This window comes from Ectopseudomonas oleovorans (assembly GCF_003052605.1).
GTDB classification, from domain to species: domain Bacteria; phylum Pseudomonadota; class Gammaproteobacteria; order Pseudomonadales; family Pseudomonadaceae; genus Aquipseudomonas; species Aquipseudomonas oleovorans_A.
Genome location: NZ_QASO01000102.1, coordinates 25,199 through 40,693 on the forward strand (window position 1 = coordinate 25,199; position 15,495 = coordinate 40,693).

Below are 15,495 nucleotides of genomic sequence, written 5' to 3' on the forward strand. Positions count from 1 at the left end.
ACCGAACAACTGGATAAATTTACAGATCACAGCCACTCTGCCCGGAATGCCCATATGCAGATCCAACTGCTCCCCACCAGCGCCGAACAGCTGCCGCTACTGGCCAACCTCTACCAGTTCTACGCCTACGAAAGCTCGGACTGGGAGCAGGAGGATGTGGAGACGGACGGTCGCTTCTACATCCACCACCCCCACCTGCAGCGCTATTGGCAGGAACCGGGCTGGAGCGCGCAACTGATACTGGTCGACGCCTTCATTGCCGGTTTCCTGCTGATCGAACAGAGCGAGTTACCCGGTCTTGATGTGCCGGAGTTCGCCGATCTGTTCATCCTGAAAAAGTATCGTCGCCAAGGCATCGGTCGCGCCCTGGTACAGCAGGTAATGGGCGATGGCAGGCCCTGGCTGCTGCGTTTCTACCGCCAGGATGAGTTGGCCTGCGCGTTCTGGCAGCAGCTGTTGAGCGAATGGCCCAGACCGGCGCGCGAAGTGTGGACGGAAGAAGAGGCGGACGGGCTAATGCTGATCAGATAAGTTCGTCACCACCCCCTCCTACTTGCAGTAGAGGGGCGTTTTTCGTAGGAGCCAGCTTGCTGGCGATGCTTTTTATGGCGGATCGCCGGCAAGCCGGCTCCTACAAAGATCGAGTGCAACGGCTTAACTGACTGGCATTAGGCGGACGGGCTGCTCACTTATCTGATCAACCCGCCCGTACATTGAAAACGTCTGATCGCAGGGGCCCACTTGCGGGCGATCAGCCTTTCACCAACACGCCGGCAAACCGGCTTCTACGACTCAGCCCTTGCAGCCATTGCCACAACCGCAGCACTGCCCCGCAGCGCGTTTGAGCTGGCGCGCCAGCTCGTCCTTCATTGCCACGCGGTTGAGTTTCAACGCGCTGAGGGCGACGTCATCGAGCAACTCGATACCGTCCTCGATACGGCAGATGCGCTTGTCCAGTGCTTCGTATTCTTCGGCCAGGCGCGAGAACTGTTCATCGCTCTGGCGCAGGCGCTGCAGTTCGTTGCGCAGTTCGGGGAAATCATGAACCAGCGGATGATGGTCGACGTGCATGGTGGAGCCTCTGACAGGAAAGATGGCTCCAGCCTAGCGTCACAGACACCCCGCTCACTTGATCAGGATCAAGCACTGCCCGCCTTGCGCAACAGTTCGGCGATCTCGTCCTTGAGCGCCACCCGCTGCAACTTCAGGCCCTGCAGGATCAGATCATCCGCAGCCTCACGCCCCGCCTCGATGGCGTAGATACGCCTGTCCAGTGCTTCATAGTCACTGGCCAAACGTGGAAAGTGCGGGTCGCTGTGCAGCAACGTGCGCAAGGCATCGTGCTGCTGCGGAAACTCTCGACTAAGCGGATGATGTTCGAGCGGCATGGAGGATTCTCCGGAAAGGGTTTCCTTAGGGTCTGTTGCCGTTTCGACGCGAGCCGCGTTGCTGCGCGAAACGGCAACAGACCCTAGCCTAGTCGAAGCTGCGCCGAATGCTGCAGCGCAAGGAGTTACAAGCCCTTGCGTACCTGCGCAGCCCTCTGAAACAAAATGTTGCAGCCTTGCTGCAATATCACCTGTCCTTTTGCGTTAATTTTATCGGCCGTTCGTCACTAGCCCATCTACATGACACTCCTGATAGCGTTCGCTGTCCTCTCCATCCTGGTTTCGTTCATCTGCTCCATCCTCGAAGCCGCCCTGCTTTCCCTCACGCCCAGTTACATCGCACAGCAGAAGGCCGACAAACCGCAGCTGTACGAAAGGCTGAAAGAGCTCAAAGACAAGATCGACCAGCCGCTGGCGGCCATCCTGACCCTCAATACCGTGGCACATACCGTTGGTGCGACCGGCGTTGGTGCGCAGGTGGCAATCGTCTTCGGCGACGGTTACCTGGGTATCGCCTCGGCGGTCATGACCCTGCTGATTCTGGTGCTCTCGGAAATTCTGCCGAAGACCATCGGCGCACGTTACTGGCGCGCCCTTGCTCCCTTCCTGCCGAGCCTGCTGCGGGCAATGATCCTGCTGCTCAAGCCGTTCATCGTGCTCTCCGATCTGATCATGCGCCTGTTCGGCGGCAAGGAGCCGGAACATGATATTCGCCAGGAAATCAAGGCACTGACCCTGCTCGGCCGCGAAGTGGGCAAGCTCGACGAAGACGAGCATCGGGTGATCAGCAACATCCTCGACCTGCACGAGATTCGTCTGCGCGACATCATGACGCCGCGCATCGTCTGCGAATCCGCCGCACCGGATGAATCGATCGCCGAGTTCAAGACCCGTGCCCGCGAGAGCCAGTTCTCCCGCTACCCGGTGATCGGCGAGGACGAGTCGCCGCTGGGCGTGGTGTTCCGCTATGACGCCCTGGCCGCCGAGAACGACGCCGAACCGATCACCCAGATCATGAAACCGCTGAAGGTCGTACCGGAAAGCATGAACGTGGAGAACCTGATGACCCTGATGATGCAGGAACATCAGCATATGTGCCTGGTGTACGACGAGTTCGGTAGCTGGCGCGGCCTGGTGACCCTGGAGGACATCATGGAAACCATCATCGGCAAACCAATTCTCGACGAGACCGACGACATTCCCAATATGCGCCGCTTCGCCAAGCGCCGTTGGGAACATCGACTCAAAGCTATCCGCGAAGACTGATCACCAGTAGTTTTCCACCGCCACCTGACCCGGCCGCCGGGTCAGGCTCAGATTCAGGCCGCGCGCTTTCAGACGCTGGCGAATGTCATCGATCATCTGCGGGTTGCCGCAAATCATCACTCGCGAATATTCGGGCGTCAGTTCAAGCCCGGCGGCGCGCTCCAACTCACCGTTGTCGAGCAGATCGGTGATACGCGCATTCAGGCAATCCGGCGCCTGCTCGCGAGTGACCACCGGCAGGTAGGTGAGTTTGTCAGCGAATTCGGCCAGGTGTTCCAGCTCGCCAAAACCCCTGATCAGCGGCTGATAGGCCAGTTCGGCGAAGCTACGCGCGCTGTACACCAGTACGATACGCTCGAAGCGCTGCCACACCTCGAAGTCCTGCAGGATCGACAAAAACGGCGCGATGCCAGTGCCGCTACCCAGCAGCCAGAGGTCACGGCCGTCGACGAAGCGGTCCAGGGTCAGGTAGCCGGTGGCCATCTTCTCCACCAGCAGGCTGTCGCCAACGCGCAGTCGACTCAACTCGCTGGTAAATTCGCCGCCCGGCACCACGATGGAGAAGAACTCGAGAAACTCGTCATGTGGCGCGGACACCAGCGAATAGGCGCGCCAAACCACAGTGCCATCGGTTTTCTCCACGCCCAGGCGCACGAACTGCCCGGCGCGGAAACGAAAGCCCGGGTCACGGGTAGTGCGCAGGGTGAACAGACTCGGCGTCAGGCTGCGTACCTCGAGCAGCGTCTGACGGGTGAACTTGTCTTCGCTGACGGTCATAATCGCCCCCTTCAGGCACCTCCAAACACTATCTGCGTTGTCATCACTGCGTTAAAAACAAGCTCGTGCGCGAGTCCGATCAAAATGCTCATTTACAGCTCGTAAAGTCGAGCGCGACTCCGACCGTTTCTCGCTTGTTTTTGCCTTGTGCTGACTGCCTCGCCTACGTGTTTAGAGGCACCTCTTCATTGAATACCTGTCCAGTCTGGCGCAATTGCCCAGCAACAAACACCGAAGGTTTGCATGCCTACTCTCGAAACTCCCTTCGCCAGCCTCGAACTGCAGCGTCAGCCGCACCAGGCGAACGAGCCGCTCCAAGCCTTCGATGCCGCCGACGAATACCTGCTGGGTCATCTTCATGAGCATGGCATCGAGGCAGGTAGCCGGGTGCTGCTACTCAACGACAGCTTCGGCGCCCTCGCCTGCTCGCTGGCCGGACACTGCCAAGTGACCAGCAGCGGTGACTCGCACCTGGGCTTTCTCGCCCTGCAGAAGAACCTCGCCGGCAACGGCCTGAGTGGCGACACTGTGACCTTTCTGCCGAGCTGCGAAACGCCGCAAGGACCGTTCGACTGGATACTGATCCGCGTGCCGAAGACCCTGGCGCTGCTGGAGGAGCAACTGATTCGCCTGCACGGCCAGTTGGCGCCGAATGCCCGCGTGGTAGCCGGGGCGATGATCAAGCACCTGCCGCGCGCCGCCGGTGATCTGCTGGAGCAATACATCGGCCCGGTGCAGGCCTCGCTGGCCGTGAAGAAAGCCCGATTGCTGGTCGCCACGCCTGAAACCAAGGCGGCGCCGCACTCGCCCTACCCGACCCGCTACCGCCTGGATAAACCGGCGCTGGAGCTGGTCAACCACGCCAACGTGTTCTGCCGCGACGGCCTGGACATCGGCACCCGCGCCTTCCTGCCGCATTTGCCGCGCCACCTCGGCGCACGCCGCGTCGCCGACCTGGGCTGCGGCAACGGCGTGCTCGGCATCGCCTATGCCCTGGGCAGCCCGCAGGCACAGCTGACCCTGGTGGACGAGTCATACATGGCCGTGCAGTCGGCGCAGGAAAACTGGCTGGCGGCGCTCGGTGAGCGAACGGTGACGATCCGTGCCGGCGACGGCCTGGCCGAACAGCCGGCCGGCTCGCTGGACCTGGTGCTGTGCAACCCGCCCTTCCACCAGCAGCAGGTGGTCGGTGATTCTCTCGCCTGGCGCATGTTCCAGCAGGCCCGCGCGGCGCTGGTGACCGGCGGCGAACTGTGGATAGTCGGCAACCGCCACCTGGGCTATCACGCCAAGCTGGCGCGGCTGTTCCGTGGCGTCGAGCAGGTGGCGGCCAACCCGAAGTTCGTGGTGCTCAAGGCGAGCAAGTAAGCCACCTACAAGGTCAGGGTAAAGCGCGACAGCAATGCCCCCGGCAGCGCCATCGAGCCGGTCTGCCGGGCGCCGTAGGTGCCGCCGGGCAGCAGCAGTTCGGGCTCGCGGGTCAGGGCTTCGAGTTGCGGGCCGAGGAAGTCGAACAGCGAATCATCGAAACGCATGGTGTTGGCCGGCGCCTGGATCTGCCCGTCCTCGAACCAGAAGGTGGCGAAGCGGGTCATGCCGGTCAGGCGCGCGGCGGGCAGGTCGGAGAAATTGCCGTACCACAGGTTGCCGACGTAGAGCCCGGTGCCGAGCCGTTGCAGCACGTCGTGCTCATCCAATTTACCGCCATGCATGTGCAACGACAGCGGGTATTCGCCGCTGCACGCGCCATTGGCGATCAGTCCATATTCCGCGGCACTGCGTGAGCTGACCAGGCGCTCGCCGGGGCGACCACGGTCGATCAGGCGCAGCGGCTGGCGTGGCCCCTCTGCCGTGAAGGCTGGGGCCAGGCCGCCTTCGATACGTTCGTCCACGCTCACCTGGGTGTTGAGTTCGGCCTTGCCGCTGAATAGCCGCTGCAAGGGGCTGCCGCCCGAAGCCAGCGCCTGCGCACCGAAGCCCCAGCAGCATAGGCTGACCAGCTCCTCCAGCGCTGCCGGCGCCAGGTAGGCCCGATAAGCCCCGGGCTGCAACGCCTTGGCCGGACGGCCGAGATAGGCCAGCTGCTGCCGCGCGTCCTCCAGCTTGCGGGCGAACACCTCTACATCCCACTGCTTGCCGGCATAGGCGCTTTTCACCGCCTGGCCGTTGTCATGGAACAGGCTGAATTCGAGGTTGAAACTGCTGGCGGCGTACCAGCCGAACGCACCCCAGGAACTGGCGAAGCCCTGATACTGCGGGCCGACAGCGAGAAAGCCGACCAGATCCAGGCCAGCCGCCGCAGCGACGATCTGCTGCGCCATGGCCGCGCTATCCAGCGCAATCGCTTCGCCCATGGATTCGCTGCGCCAGGCCTGACGATTCAGGCGCAGATACGGATCCTCGCTCAGAGTTGGCAGCATGCCACGCAGGCGCTGCAGCGCTTGCAGCAGCAGGGGTACATCTTCATCGAGCACACCACTGAGCGCCAGCTTGTGCTCGGCATGGCGCTGGCCCTGGTACAGCGACAGGGTGACGTAGACCTGCTGCACATCGCCGGCCTGGCGCACCTGGCCCTGGTTGAAACGGATAAAGCTGGACACCTCGGCGCCGTAGGCCAGGGTGAAGCCCTACTCGCCCACGACCTGCGCCTGCAGGTGCTCGAGCAACGCACTGAAATGCTGACGTGCGTCCATCAGGCAGCCCCTCCAAAAACGTCGATATCGGCAAAGACGCAGGCCGGTGAAGCGTACCCCACGCGAATCACCTGGTTGGGCTCGCCCTTGCCGCAATAGAGTGTACCCATCACCTCGAAGGTGCTGACATCGCGGACTGCCTTGAGGTTGCGCAAGAAGCGCGAGCTGATGCCGCGGTAGTTGGGGTTCTTCACCACGCCCTTGAGCTCGCCGTTTTCGATCAACTGACCCCACTCGCAGCCGAACTGGAACTTGTTGCGCGCGTCGTCGATCGACCATGAGCGGTTGTTGCTCATCAGGATGCCGCGATCGATGCCGCCGATCAGCTCGGCCTGGGTCTTGTCACCCGGCTCCAGATTGAGATCAGCGCCGACTCCGCCATCAGCAGCTCGAACCAGTGGGCGGCGCCCGCCAGCTGCTGCTGGTAACCCGGCATCACATCGTCGCTTTGCTCGGTGGGGTGCGGCAGGCTGGCGAGATCCAGCAGGTTATGCCCGACCAGAGCACGGGCCATCAGCTCGGCACGCTCCAGCGCGGCCTGCAAACCGCCCTGACTGAGCCGCATAGGCTTCGACACCGGCGATACGCACGGTGAGCATGGCGCCGGCATCGTCGACGAAGGACGGCGCCTGCGCCACACGCCGGCGTACCCAGTAGGATTCCCGGCTTTCCTGCACATGGCGCAGCGACCAGAAGTCAGCTGTGGATTTCAGCGCGGCGAAGCGGCGCTGCAGGGTATCGCTGAGGGCGAACATCGGGCCTCCTTGGCTGGCGACGAAAGGAGGCCAGCATGGGAACAAGCACGCGCCGGGATCAACCGCGGCCTCAGCCCGGCGTCCCCAAACCCGCCGCGCTCATGAACTGGCGCAACAGCCAGGCCACGATGCCCAGCGCTGTGACGCTGCAGGCCCAGATCAGCACCAGCCAACCCAGACGCTGCCACAGCGGTTTCTTCCCTTCGGTTTCGGTCATGACCGTCTCCTAAGAACCTGATTCAAAGCCTCGCGAGCTAGAGCCATGCAAGGCGCAACGTTGGTAACAGCCTCCGGCTGGTCAAAGCAGGCGAGAACCGGTCGGAGTCGCGTTCGACTGTACAAGTGGTACATGAGCAGGCCGAGCCTGCTTTTAACGCCGCAGGGCCGACGCGCAGCAGGCTTTGGACCGGTTCTCAGTGATAGCCGTCATCCACCGTCACCTTGCCTCTAAACACGTAATAGCTCCAGGCGGTGTACATGAGGATGAAGGGGATGATGAACAACGCGCCCACCAGCATGAAGCCCTGACTCTGCGGCGGTGCGGAGGCCTCCCAGATACTGATCGACGGCGGAATCACGTTCGGCCACAGGCTGATACCCAGGCCGCTGTAGCCGAGGAAGATCAACGCCAGGGTGAGCAGGAACGGCGAGTAGTTGGCGTTGTTGGCCACGGCGCGCAGCAGCGCCCAGGTGCACAACAGCACCAACACCGGCACGGGCATGAACCAGAACAGGTTGGGCAGGCTGAACCAGCGCTCGGCGATATCCGGATGCGCCAGCGGCGTCCACAGGCTGACGATGCCGGTCACGGCCAGCACCACGAAGATCAGCGGCCGGCCGAGGTCATGCATTTGCTGCTGCAGACGTCCTTCGGTCTTCATGATCAGCCAGGTGCAGCCGAGCAATGCATAGGCGGCGATCAGCGCCAGACCGCAGAACACCGAGAACGGCGTCAGCCAGTCGAAGGCGCCGCCGGCAAATCGGCGGTTCACCACTTCGAAGCCATCGATATAGGCACCCAGCGCTACACCCTGGAAGAAGGTGGCGGTCAGCGAGCCGCCGATAAAGGCCTTGTCCCACAGATGGCGCTTGGCGGCCTTGGCCTTGAAGCGGAACTCGAAGGCCACACCCCGAAAGATCAGCCCCAGCAGCATCAGGATCAGCGGCAGGTACAGCGCATCCAGCACCACCGAGTAGGCCAGCGGGAAGGCGCCAAACAGCGCTGCACCGCCGAGTACCAGCCAGGTTTCGTTGCCGTCCCAGACCGGCGCCACGGTGTTCATCATCACATCGCGCTCGCCGTCGTCACGGACGAAGGGAAAGAGGATGCCGATGCCCAGATCGAAGCCGTCCATCACCACGTACATCATCACGCCAAAGGCGATGATCACCGCCCAGATCAGCGGAAGGTCGATACCCATGTTCAATTCCTCTGCGGCAAGGTGTCGGTTTCGCCATCGTCCAGGCCTTCTTCGGCAGCCGACAACGGCCGTGCCGGCGTACGCGGCTGACCAGGACCACCGGAAGACACTTGCTTGCCCTCATCGAGCTTCGGCCCCTTGCGCACCAGACGCAGCATGTAGCCGATGCCGGCACCGAACAGTACGAAATAGACCACCACGAACAGCGCCAGAGTGAAGCCCAGCTGCGCCGCACTATGCCCTGATGAAGCATCGGCGGTACGCATCAGGCCATGAACGATCCAGGGCTGGCGGCCGATCTCGGTGGTGTACCAGCCCGCGAGGATGGCGATGATCCCGCTGGGGCCCATCCACACCGCCAGGTGCAGGAACGGCCGGCAGGTATACAACCGCTCGCCGCGACGCAGCCAGGTGCCCCACAAGCCGGTGAGGATCATCATCAGGCCCATGGCGACCATGACGCGGAAGGTCCAGAAGACGATGGTGGAATTGGCCCGGTCTTCCGGCGGGAAGTCCTTGAGCGCCGGCACCTGCTTGTCCAGGCTGTGCGTGAGAATCAGGCTGCCGAGCGCGGGGATTTCCACCTTGAAGCGGGTTTCCTCGCGCTCCATGTCCGGCCAGCCGAAGAGGATCAGCGGGGTTGGCTCGTCGCCGACGTTCTCCCAGTGGCCCTCGATGGCGGCAATCTTCGCCGGCTGATACTTGAGCGTGTTGAGGCCGTGCAGGTCACCGATGAAGGCCTGCACCGGCGCCACCAGCAGGGCCATCCACAGTGCCATCGAGAGCATCTTGCGGATCGCCGGGTTGTCACGCCCGCGCAGCAGGTGCCAGGCCGCCGAGGCGCCAACGAAGAAGGCGGTGGCGAGGAACGCCGCCGTAGCCATATGCGCCAGGCGATAGGGGAACGACGGGTTGAACACCACGGCGAACCAGTCCACCGGAATCACCCGCCCGTCGATGATCTCGAACCCCTGCGGCGTGTGCATCCAGCTATTGGAGGCGAGAATCCAGAAAGTCGAGATCAGTGTGCCGATGGCCACCATCACCGTGGAGAAGAAGTGCAGGCCCGGTCCGACGCGATTCCAGCCGAACAGCATGACGCCGAGGAAGCCCGCTTCGAGGAAGAACGCGGTGAGCACCTCGTACGTCAGTAGTGGCCCGGTGACCGCCCCGGCAAAATCGGAGAATGCGCTCCAGTTGGTGCCGAACTGATAGGCCATTACCAGACCGGAGACTACGCCCATGCCGAAATTGACCGCGAAGATCTTCGACCAGAAGTGGTAGAGATCGCGATATAGCGTATTGCCGGTCTTCAGCCACAGACCTTCGAGCACCGCCAGATAACTGGCCAGGCCGATGGTGATGGCCGGGAAGACGATGTGGAAGGAAATGGTGAAGGCAAACTGGATTCGGGCGAGATCAAGCGCCTCTAGACCGAACATGTCACATCCTCATTCAGGGTTATTTCGGCCCCAGCACGTAAAGCCGATCCATAGACTCCAAGTGTTGGAGTCAAACGAACTGAAATTGTTCTTATGGAAGTGGTATGCAGCCGAGAAGCTGCTGAGTAAAGCGCGAAAAGGCGTATTGATCTGGATCAATGCATACTAAAAGACTAGCCGCTAAAGGCATAACTGGCGCTGTGGTGATTTGCCGCGCGACAGGCCACCGCAGCGCTTACCAAAAAAGCTTCGCCCCGGGGCGGGGCTCCTACGAAAAGCTGTGGCCCCCACCTGTAGGAGCGGCGCCCCGCCGCGAACCTGCGCGCAAAAAAAGAGCGGCCACGCGCTACGCGGGCCGCTCGAATCACGGAGTTGCTTACATCGAGTGATCGCGATGACTTGCAACCACCCGTATTGGATTACCGCTCGAGGATTGCGGTCACACCCTGACCGCCTGCCGCGCAGATGGAGATCAAACCGCGCCCCTCACTGGCCACCGACAGCAGCTTGGCCAAGTTGGCGACGATGCGTCCACCGGTGGCCGCGAACGGGTGACCGGCAGCCAGCGAGCTGCCCTTGACGTTCATCTTGCTGCGGTCGATGGACCCCAGGGCGGCGTCCAGGCCCAGGCGCTCCTTGCAGTAGTCGGCGTCTTCCCAGGCCTTGAGCGTGCACAGCACCTGAGCGGCGAAGGCCTCGTGGATCTCGTAGTAGTCAAAGTCCTGCAGGGTCAGGCCATTGCGCGCCAGCAGACGCGGCACCGCGTACACCGGTGCCATGAGCAGGCCCTCTTTGCCCTGGACGAAGTCCACCGCCGCCGCTTCGCCATCGCGCAGGTAAGCCAGCACCGGCAAGCCGCGGGCCTTGGCCCATTCCTCGCTGGCCAGCAGCACCAGCGAGGCGCCATCGGTCAGCGGCGTGGAGTTGGCCGGGGTCAGCGTGCCACGCGGTCCGCGCTCGAAACAGGGCTTGAGGGTCGCAAGCTTCTCCGCGCTGATGTCCGGGCGCAGGTTCTGGTCGCGGGTGAGGCCGAGAAACGGCGTCATCAGGTCATCGTGCCAACCCTCGGCGTAGGACGCCGCCAGCTTCAGGTGACTGGCCAGTGCCAGCTGATCCTGCTCGTCACGCGGGATGGCCCAGCGCTGCGCCATCAGCTCGCAGTGCTCGCCCATCGACAAGCCGGTGCGCGGCTCACCATTACGCGGAATGTGCGGCGCCAGGTGGCGCGGGCGAATCTTCAGCAGGCTCTTGATCCTGTCGCCGGTGCTCTTGCTGCGATTGGCCTCGAGCAGAATCTGCCGTAGCCCCTCGTTGACGCCGATGGGCGCATCGGAGGTGGTATCGACGCCGCCGGCGATGCCACAGTCGATCTGCCCAAGAGCGATCTTGTTGGCCACCAGAATCGCCGCTTCCAGGCCGGTGCCGCAGGCCTGCTGCAGGTCGTAGGCCGGCGTCTCCGGCGCCAGGCGCGAGCCCAGCACGCATTCACGGGTCAGGTTGAAGTCCCGCGAGTGCTTGAGCACGGCACCGGCCACCACCTCACCGAGGCGCTCGCCATGCAGATTGAAACGCTCCACCAGCCCTTCGAGGGCGCTGGTCAACATCTCCTGATTGCTCGCCCTGGCGTAGACAGTGTTGGAACGGGCGAACGGGATACGATTGCCGCCTACGATGGCGACCCGGCGCAACTGGGTCATGGGGACTCCTTGCTGGTCGAGAAATCGAAGAAACCTGTGGCGAACTATTGCCCGTCAGCCGGTTCCCAGAAACATGAGACTGACACTGTAGCCTTCTGGCCGCACAGGCTAAACCTCAAACAGGTACGAACATTGGCCGCCTTGCCGGCATGTGAGGCGACAGAGTCAATTGCGCTTTGCCAACTGCCGCGTACAGTGGCACGACTTTCGATTCGCCCGCAGGAGCCCTTCATGTCCGACCGTTACCTCGCCTTCGCCAACTCCCCCACTGGCCGCCGCCTGGTCGGCGCCCTTGGCCTGCCGGCGCCTGTGCGCCTGGAACGCTGGATGGCCGGCCGCGTGCGACCGGTGGACGGCGCCCTGCTGCTCGGTGGTGAAGGCGAACTGCTCCAGGCCGTGATGCCCTTCGCCAACAAGCTCACCGATCAACTCTTCTCAGCTCGCGACGGCCAGCTCGACCTGCCCCGCTGGACCGCCGAGCACGGCCCCAAACTCAAGGCGCTGGTATTCGACGCCAGCCACCTGACCCGTTTCGAACAGCTGATCGAGCTGCGCGATTTCTTCCAGCCCACCTTCAAGGGGTTGGCCAATAGCCCTCGCGTGGTGGTGCTGGGGCGTGCGCCCGAGTCGATCAAAGACCCGATCGCCGCCAGCGTGCAGCGTTCACTGGAAGGTTTCACCCGCTCGCTGGGCAAGGAAATCCGTCGCGGTGGCAGCGTGCAGTTGCTCTATGTCGGCAAGGGTGGCGAGCAGCAACTGGAAGGCGCGCTGCGCTTCTTCCTCTCGCCCAAGAGTGCCTATGTTTCTGGCCAAGTGCTGCGCCTGGGCGCCTGCGGCGAACAGGTCAAGGACTGGACGCGCCCATTGGCCGGCAAGAAGGCCCTGGTCACCGGCGCCTCGCGCGGCATCGGTGCCGCCATCGCCGAAGTGCTGGCGCGTGACGGCGCCGAGGTGGTGCTGCTCGATGTACCACAGGCGGCCGATGCGCTGCAGGCGTTGGCCGCGCGCCTGGGTGGGCAGGCGGTGACCCTGGACATCTGCGCCGAGGACGCGCCGCAGCGCCTGGTCGAGGCGCTGCCCGAGGGCCTGGATATCGTCGTGCACAACGCCGGCATCACCCGCGACAAGACCCTGGCGAAGATGAGCGATGCGTTCTGGAACTCGGTGATCGACGTCAACCTCAAGGCGCCGCAGGTGCTGACCCAGGCGCTGCTGGACGCCGACAAGCTGCACGACAACGGCCGCGTGGTGCTGATCGCCTCGATCAGCGGCATCGCCGGCAACATGGGCCAGACCAACTACGCGGTGAGCAAGGCTGGCGTGATCGGCCTGGCTCAGGCCTGGGCACCGGCCCTGGCGAAGAAAGGCATCAGCATCAACGCGGTAGCCCCCGGCTTCATCGAAACCCAGATGACCGCCGCCATTCCGCTGGGCATCCGCGAAGCCGGGCGACGGATGAATTCGATGAGTCAGGGTGGCCTGCCGCAGGACGTCGCCGAAGCCGTGGCCTGGTTCGCCCAACCGGGCTCGGGCGCGGTGACCGCACAGGTGCTGCGCGTGTGTGGGCAAAGCCTGCTGGGCGCCTGAGACCGTTGCGCTGGTGGGCTGAAGCGGATCGCCGCCCGGCCCACCCTACGGTCACGAGTAACTATGTGTGGGAGGCGCTTCAGCGGCGACGGTCGCGGCTAAAGCCCCTCCCACAGGATGGCATCAACCTTTGCCGCGCTTGCGAAACTCCACCGGCGTTTCCCCGACCCAGCGCTTGAACGCGCGATAGAAAGTGCTCGGCTCGGAGAAGCCGGTGCGCTCGACTATCACTTCGATGCGCTCGTCGGTCTTGAGCAGCAGCTCCTTGGCCAGGCGACAGCGGTAGTCGGTGATCAGGTCGTTGAAGCGCACCCCAGCCATGGCCAGGCGCTCGCGCAAGCGCCGCGCCGGCATGTTCAAGCGCGCTGCCACCTGTTCCAGGGTGGCGCCGCCATTGACCAACAACTCGGCGATCAGCTCGCGCACCTGGCGCACCAGGTCCAGCCTCTCCACTTCCGCCAATTGCCGCCGCGCCAGCGACTCGTGCATGCGCAGCAATTCCGGGGCGGCGTGGCGCGAAGCCTTGTCCAGTACCGCAGCGTCGAACAGTAGCGCGCAGTCCTCGGCGCCGAGGCGCACCGGGCAGCCGTAAACCGCTTGGTAGCGTTCCGCGGGCGCGCCCTCGGCATGTATGAAACGCACTTCACGCGGGCGGAAATCGTTTTCGGTCAAGGCCGCGAACAGACGGTTCACCGCCCCCGCCAACATCTCCGGAAAATGCCGCGGCGTGTCGGCCTCCACGCCCAGCGTCAGCACGGCCATATCGCCGTCCACGTCCAGACGCGCGCTGAGGGTGTCGGAGAGCAGGCGCACGTAGCGCAGCGCGTGGCGCAGGCCAACGCCAAAGGTTTCGCTGGAGAGAAACAGGTATTCCAGAAGCAGGCCATGGAAGGCGGGCAGGTGCTGGGCCAGGTACAGGCCGACGTGCTCCTCGCCGCACTCTTCGCTGGCAGCCTTCCAGAACGCGGCCTGGGCCGCATGGGGAAAGCGGCCAGCCGGAAGGCCGCCAGGAGGCAGGCCAACGCGCACCAGCACGCGGTCAGGGTCGGTTCCACTGGCACGCAGGGCATCGATTACCGGGCGCATCAGCGCCACATCGTCGGTCAGATCACGCATGATTCCTGCTGTTCTTCTTATTAGTGAGCATTTTTCGTGAACGGCGCCATCTTAGGGGCAGCGAGCCGCCGCGCGCAAACCACGTCGCAGACCAATTGGCTAGCCTGCGCACACGCCGGGCAGAACAGCCAATGCCAGCGTGGGTCTGAGGGTTAAGCTGCAGTCATTCATTCGCCAAGGAGTTCGCCAATGGCCATCGACTGGCTCGATCTCGACACACCACCGGCCCTGCCCGGCCTGTTCCTGCGCGCAGCGCTGCGCCGCAAGGTGACTGGCCGCCAGCTTCCCAACCTCGGCCTGCGCTGCCGTGTGGAGGTGGAGCCGCAGCACCTGGCGCGCTATCGCCAGGTCTGCGCCATCGCAGACAGCCCGTACCTGCCACCGGTCTATCCGCATGTGCTGGCCTTCAGTCTGCAGATGAAGTTGCTCACCGACCGCCGCTTTCCGTTCCCGCTGCTGGGCCTCGTGCATCTGGAAAATCGTATCCGCGTGCTGCGCCCACTGGGCGGGCTGGGGCCGTTCCAGATCAGCGTGCAGGTCACCGACCTGCAACCGCACGACAAGGGCGCCACCTTCAGCCTGATCACCCGTTTGGAAGATCAGCTCGGCCTGCTCTGGGAAGGTGACAGCCGCATTCTCTGCCGCGCCCTGCGTCTCGAAGGGCAGGCGCCACTGCGCGCCGAACAGCCGCCGCTGGAGCTGACGCCACTGGCCGACTGGGGCGCGCCCGCCGATACCGGCCGGCGCTACGCGCGCGTGGCCGGCGACTACAACCCGATCCACCTGTACGCCGCAACGGCACGCCTGTTCGGCTTCCCGCGTGCGATCGCCCATGGCCTGTGGAACAAAGCGCGCAGCCTGGCGGCCCTGCATGCACATCTGCCGCAGGCCGGCTACGTGGTCGAGGTGCGGTTCCAGAAGCCGGTGCTGCTGCCCACCCACGTTGCCCTGCAGGCCAGCGAGCCTGGCGCCAGCGGTCAGTTCCGCCTGATCGGCGAAGGCGACACCCCGCATATGGCCGGTAGCTGGCAGCCGTTGACTGTCTGATGTAGTCCGATGTTATCCGGGAGCTGATATCGAGAACATCCGCCCCGGATTACATCCGTATATGGACTCCTCCCGTTTTGCCAGTGAAATAATCTGCCTCTGAACCTAGGTACGACTGCTTCCGTATATTCGACTTCTGATAAGGCGTTAGCCTTGAGCCATGATGAATTTCGCTCCTGTGCGCCTAACCGGGCTAGCGGCCTTGCAAAGCAGAGGGCCGATGGATGCAGCAGGTTACACACAGGTCGGTGCGACCGGTTCGTCATCAGTTCATGTCACTGTGCAATCGAGTGGATCTCTACTACG

Annotated in this window: 15 protein-coding genes and 2 pseudogenes; 5 read left to right on the plus strand and 12 right to left on the minus strand. The window is 63.5% G+C overall.

Features of this window, described 5'->3' with window-relative positions; genetic code table 11:
* Positions 1–54: 54 nt before the first annotated feature.
* A complete protein-coding gene (locus tag DBO86_RS17005; RefSeq protein WP_039965075.1) occupies positions 55–531 on the plus strand; it encodes a GNAT family N-acetyltransferase in 477 nt (158 codons plus the stop codon).
* Between the two features lie 261 nt (positions 532–792).
* Here DBO86_RS17005 and DBO86_RS17010 read toward each other — a convergent pair whose 3' ends face one another.
* Positions 793–1,071 carry an HP1242/YdcH family protein gene (locus tag DBO86_RS17010; RefSeq protein ID WP_004425044.1) on the minus strand — a complete coding sequence of 93 codons (279 nt, stop codon included), beginning with the start codon at positions 1,069–1,071 and terminating at the stop codon, positions 793–795.
* Between the two features lie 68 nt (positions 1,072–1,139).
* Positions 1,140–1,388, minus strand: coding sequence for an HP1242/YdcH family protein (locus DBO86_RS17015; RefSeq protein WP_004425048.1), 249 nt, complete (start codon positions 1,386–1,388; stop codon positions 1,140–1,142).
* A gap of 240 nt (positions 1,389–1,628) precedes the next feature.
* Here DBO86_RS17015 and DBO86_RS17020 point away from each other — a divergent pair, with 240 nt between their 5' ends.
* Complete coding sequence (locus DBO86_RS17020; protein ID WP_104730348.1) at positions 1,629–2,654, plus strand: CNNM domain-containing protein; 1,026 nt, start codon at positions 1,629–1,631, stop codon at positions 2,652–2,654.
* On the opposite strand, the gene DBO86_RS17025 is transcribed toward DBO86_RS17020, so the two are convergent.
* Positions 2,655–3,431: a ferredoxin--NADP reductase gene (locus tag DBO86_RS17025; RefSeq protein ID WP_108234296.1), complete on the minus strand. Its 777-nt coding sequence runs from the start codon at positions 3,429–3,431 to the stop codon at positions 2,655–2,657.
* 243 nt (positions 3,432–3,674) lie between these two features.
* On the opposite strand from DBO86_RS17025, the gene DBO86_RS17030 reads away from it, so the two are divergent.
* Complete coding sequence (locus DBO86_RS17030) at positions 3,675–4,799, plus strand: methyltransferase (protein ID WP_108234297.1); 1,125 nt, start codon at positions 3,675–3,677, stop codon at positions 4,797–4,799.
* A gap of 5 nt (positions 4,800–4,804) precedes the next feature.
* Here DBO86_RS17030 and DBO86_RS17035 read toward each other — a convergent pair.
* The 8 genes and pseudogenes from DBO86_RS17035 to DBO86_RS17060 all read right to left on the minus strand — a co-directional run bounded on the left by DBO86_RS17035 (position 4,805) and on the right by DBO86_RS17060 (position 11,439).
* A pseudogene (locus DBO86_RS17035) lies at positions 4,805–6,124 on the minus strand (TldD/PmbA family protein).
* Positions 6,124–6,492, minus strand: a pseudogene (locus tag DBO86_RS27310) (metallopeptidase TldD-related protein); the annotation flags it as partial. The pseudogenes DBO86_RS17035 and DBO86_RS27310, both read right to left, overlap by 1 nt.
* A complete protein-coding gene (locus tag DBO86_RS27315; RefSeq protein ID WP_376738818.1) occupies positions 6,447–6,638 on the minus strand; it encodes a hypothetical protein in 192 nt (63 codons plus the stop codon). The pseudogene DBO86_RS27310 and the gene DBO86_RS27315, both read right to left, overlap by 46 nt.
* On the minus strand, positions 6,613–6,879 hold the full coding sequence (locus DBO86_RS27320; RefSeq protein WP_425266805.1) for a hypothetical protein: 267 nt from the start codon (positions 6,877–6,879) through the stop codon (positions 6,613–6,615). Before DBO86_RS27320 ends, DBO86_RS27315 begins: the two co-directional genes overlap by 26 nt.
* 70 nt (positions 6,880–6,949) lie before the next feature.
* The gene (locus tag DBO86_RS17045) at positions 6,950–7,096 is read right to left on the minus strand and encodes a DUF2474 domain-containing protein (RefSeq protein ID WP_074856111.1); all 147 of its coding nucleotides are present in this window, start codon (positions 7,094–7,096) and stop codon (positions 6,950–6,952) included.
* A 196-nt stretch (positions 7,097–7,292) separates the two neighbouring features.
* Complete coding sequence (gene cydB / locus DBO86_RS17050; RefSeq protein WP_108234298.1) at positions 7,293–8,300, minus strand: cytochrome d ubiquinol oxidase subunit II; 1,008 nt, start codon at positions 8,298–8,300, stop codon at positions 7,293–7,295.
* A gap of 2 nt (positions 8,301–8,302) precedes the next feature.
* A complete protein-coding gene (locus DBO86_RS17055) occupies positions 8,303–9,742 on the minus strand; it encodes a cytochrome ubiquinol oxidase subunit I (RefSeq protein ID WP_108234299.1) in 1,440 nt (479 codons plus the stop codon).
* 419 nt (positions 9,743–10,161) lie between these two features.
* Positions 10,162–11,439: an acetyl-CoA C-acetyltransferase gene (locus tag DBO86_RS17060; RefSeq protein WP_108234300.1), complete on the minus strand. Its 1,278-nt coding sequence runs from the start codon at positions 11,437–11,439 to the stop codon at positions 10,162–10,164.
* 231 nt (positions 11,440–11,670) lie between these two features.
* Here DBO86_RS17060 and DBO86_RS17065 point away from each other — a divergent pair, with 231 nt between their 5' ends.
* Positions 11,671–13,026, plus strand: a complete 1,356-nt coding sequence (locus tag DBO86_RS17065) for a 3-oxoacyl-ACP reductase (RefSeq protein WP_108234301.1) — start codon at positions 11,671–11,673, stop codon at positions 13,024–13,026.
* A gap of 123 nt (positions 13,027–13,149) precedes the next feature.
* On the opposite strand, the gene DBO86_RS17070 is transcribed toward DBO86_RS17065, so the two are convergent.
* Complete coding sequence (locus tag DBO86_RS17070) at positions 13,150–14,142, minus strand: AraC family transcriptional regulator (RefSeq protein WP_108234302.1); 993 nt, start codon at positions 14,140–14,142, stop codon at positions 13,150–13,152.
* Positions 14,143–14,331: 189 nt separating this feature from the next.
* Between DBO86_RS17070 and DBO86_RS17075 the strand changes: the two genes are divergently transcribed.
* Entirely contained in the window at positions 14,332–15,189 is an 858-nt protein-coding gene (locus DBO86_RS17075; protein WP_104730356.1) for a MaoC family dehydratase, read from the plus strand.
* Positions 15,190–15,495: the final 306 nt, after the last annotated feature.

Bases quoted from the DNA above. Each gene is read 5' to 3' on its own strand.
- DBO86_RS17020 (WP_104730348.1), top strand. From the start codon at position 1,629: ATGACACTCCTGATAGCGTTCGCTGTCCTCTCCATCCTGGTTTCGTTC.
- DBO86_RS17010 (WP_004425044.1), bottom strand. From the start codon at position 1,071: ATGCACGTCGACCATCATCCGCTGGTTCATGATTTCCCCGAACTGCGC.
- DBO86_RS17065 (WP_108234301.1), top strand. From the start codon at position 11,671: ATGTCCGACCGTTACCTCGCCTTCGCCAACTCCCCCACTGGCCGCCGC.
- DBO86_RS17070 (WP_108234302.1), bottom strand. From the start codon at position 14,142: ATGCGTGATCTGACCGACGATGTGGCGCTGATGCGCCCGGTAATCGAT.
- cydB (WP_108234298.1), bottom strand. From the start codon at position 8,300: ATGGGTATCGACCTTCCGCTGATCTGGGCGGTGATCATCGCCTTTGGC.
- DBO86_RS17045 (WP_074856111.1), bottom strand. From the start codon at position 7,096: ATGACCGAAACCGAAGGGAAGAAACCGCTGTGGCAGCGTCTGGGTTGG.
- DBO86_RS17015 (WP_004425048.1), bottom strand. From the start codon at position 1,388: ATGCCGCTCGAACATCATCCGCTTAGTCGAGAGTTTCCGCAGCAGCAC.
- DBO86_RS17005 (WP_039965075.1), top strand. From the start codon at position 55: ATGCAGATCCAACTGCTCCCCACCAGCGCCGAACAGCTGCCGCTACTG.
- DBO86_RS27315 (WP_376738818.1), bottom strand. From the start codon at position 6,638: ATGGCCCGTGCTCTGGTCGGGCATAACCTGCTGGATCTCGCCAGCCTG.
- DBO86_RS17055 (WP_108234299.1), bottom strand. From the start codon at position 9,742: ATGTTCGGTCTAGAGGCGCTTGATCTCGCCCGAATCCAGTTTGCCTTC.
- DBO86_RS17075 (WP_104730356.1), top strand. From the start codon at position 14,332: ATGGCCATCGACTGGCTCGATCTCGACACACCACCGGCCCTGCCCGGC.
- DBO86_RS17060 (WP_108234300.1), bottom strand. From the start codon at position 11,439: ATGACCCAGTTGCGCCGGGTCGCCATCGTAGGCGGCAATCGTATCCCG.
- DBO86_RS17030 (WP_108234297.1), top strand. From the start codon at position 3,675: ATGCCTACTCTCGAAACTCCCTTCGCCAGCCTCGAACTGCAGCGTCAG.
- DBO86_RS17025 (WP_108234296.1), bottom strand. From the start codon at position 3,431: ATGACCGTCAGCGAAGACAAGTTCACCCGTCAGACGCTGCTCGAGGTA.
- DBO86_RS27320 (WP_425266805.1), bottom strand. From the start codon at position 6,879: ATGTTCGCCCTCAGCGATACCCTGCAGCGCCGCTTCGCCGCGCTGAAA.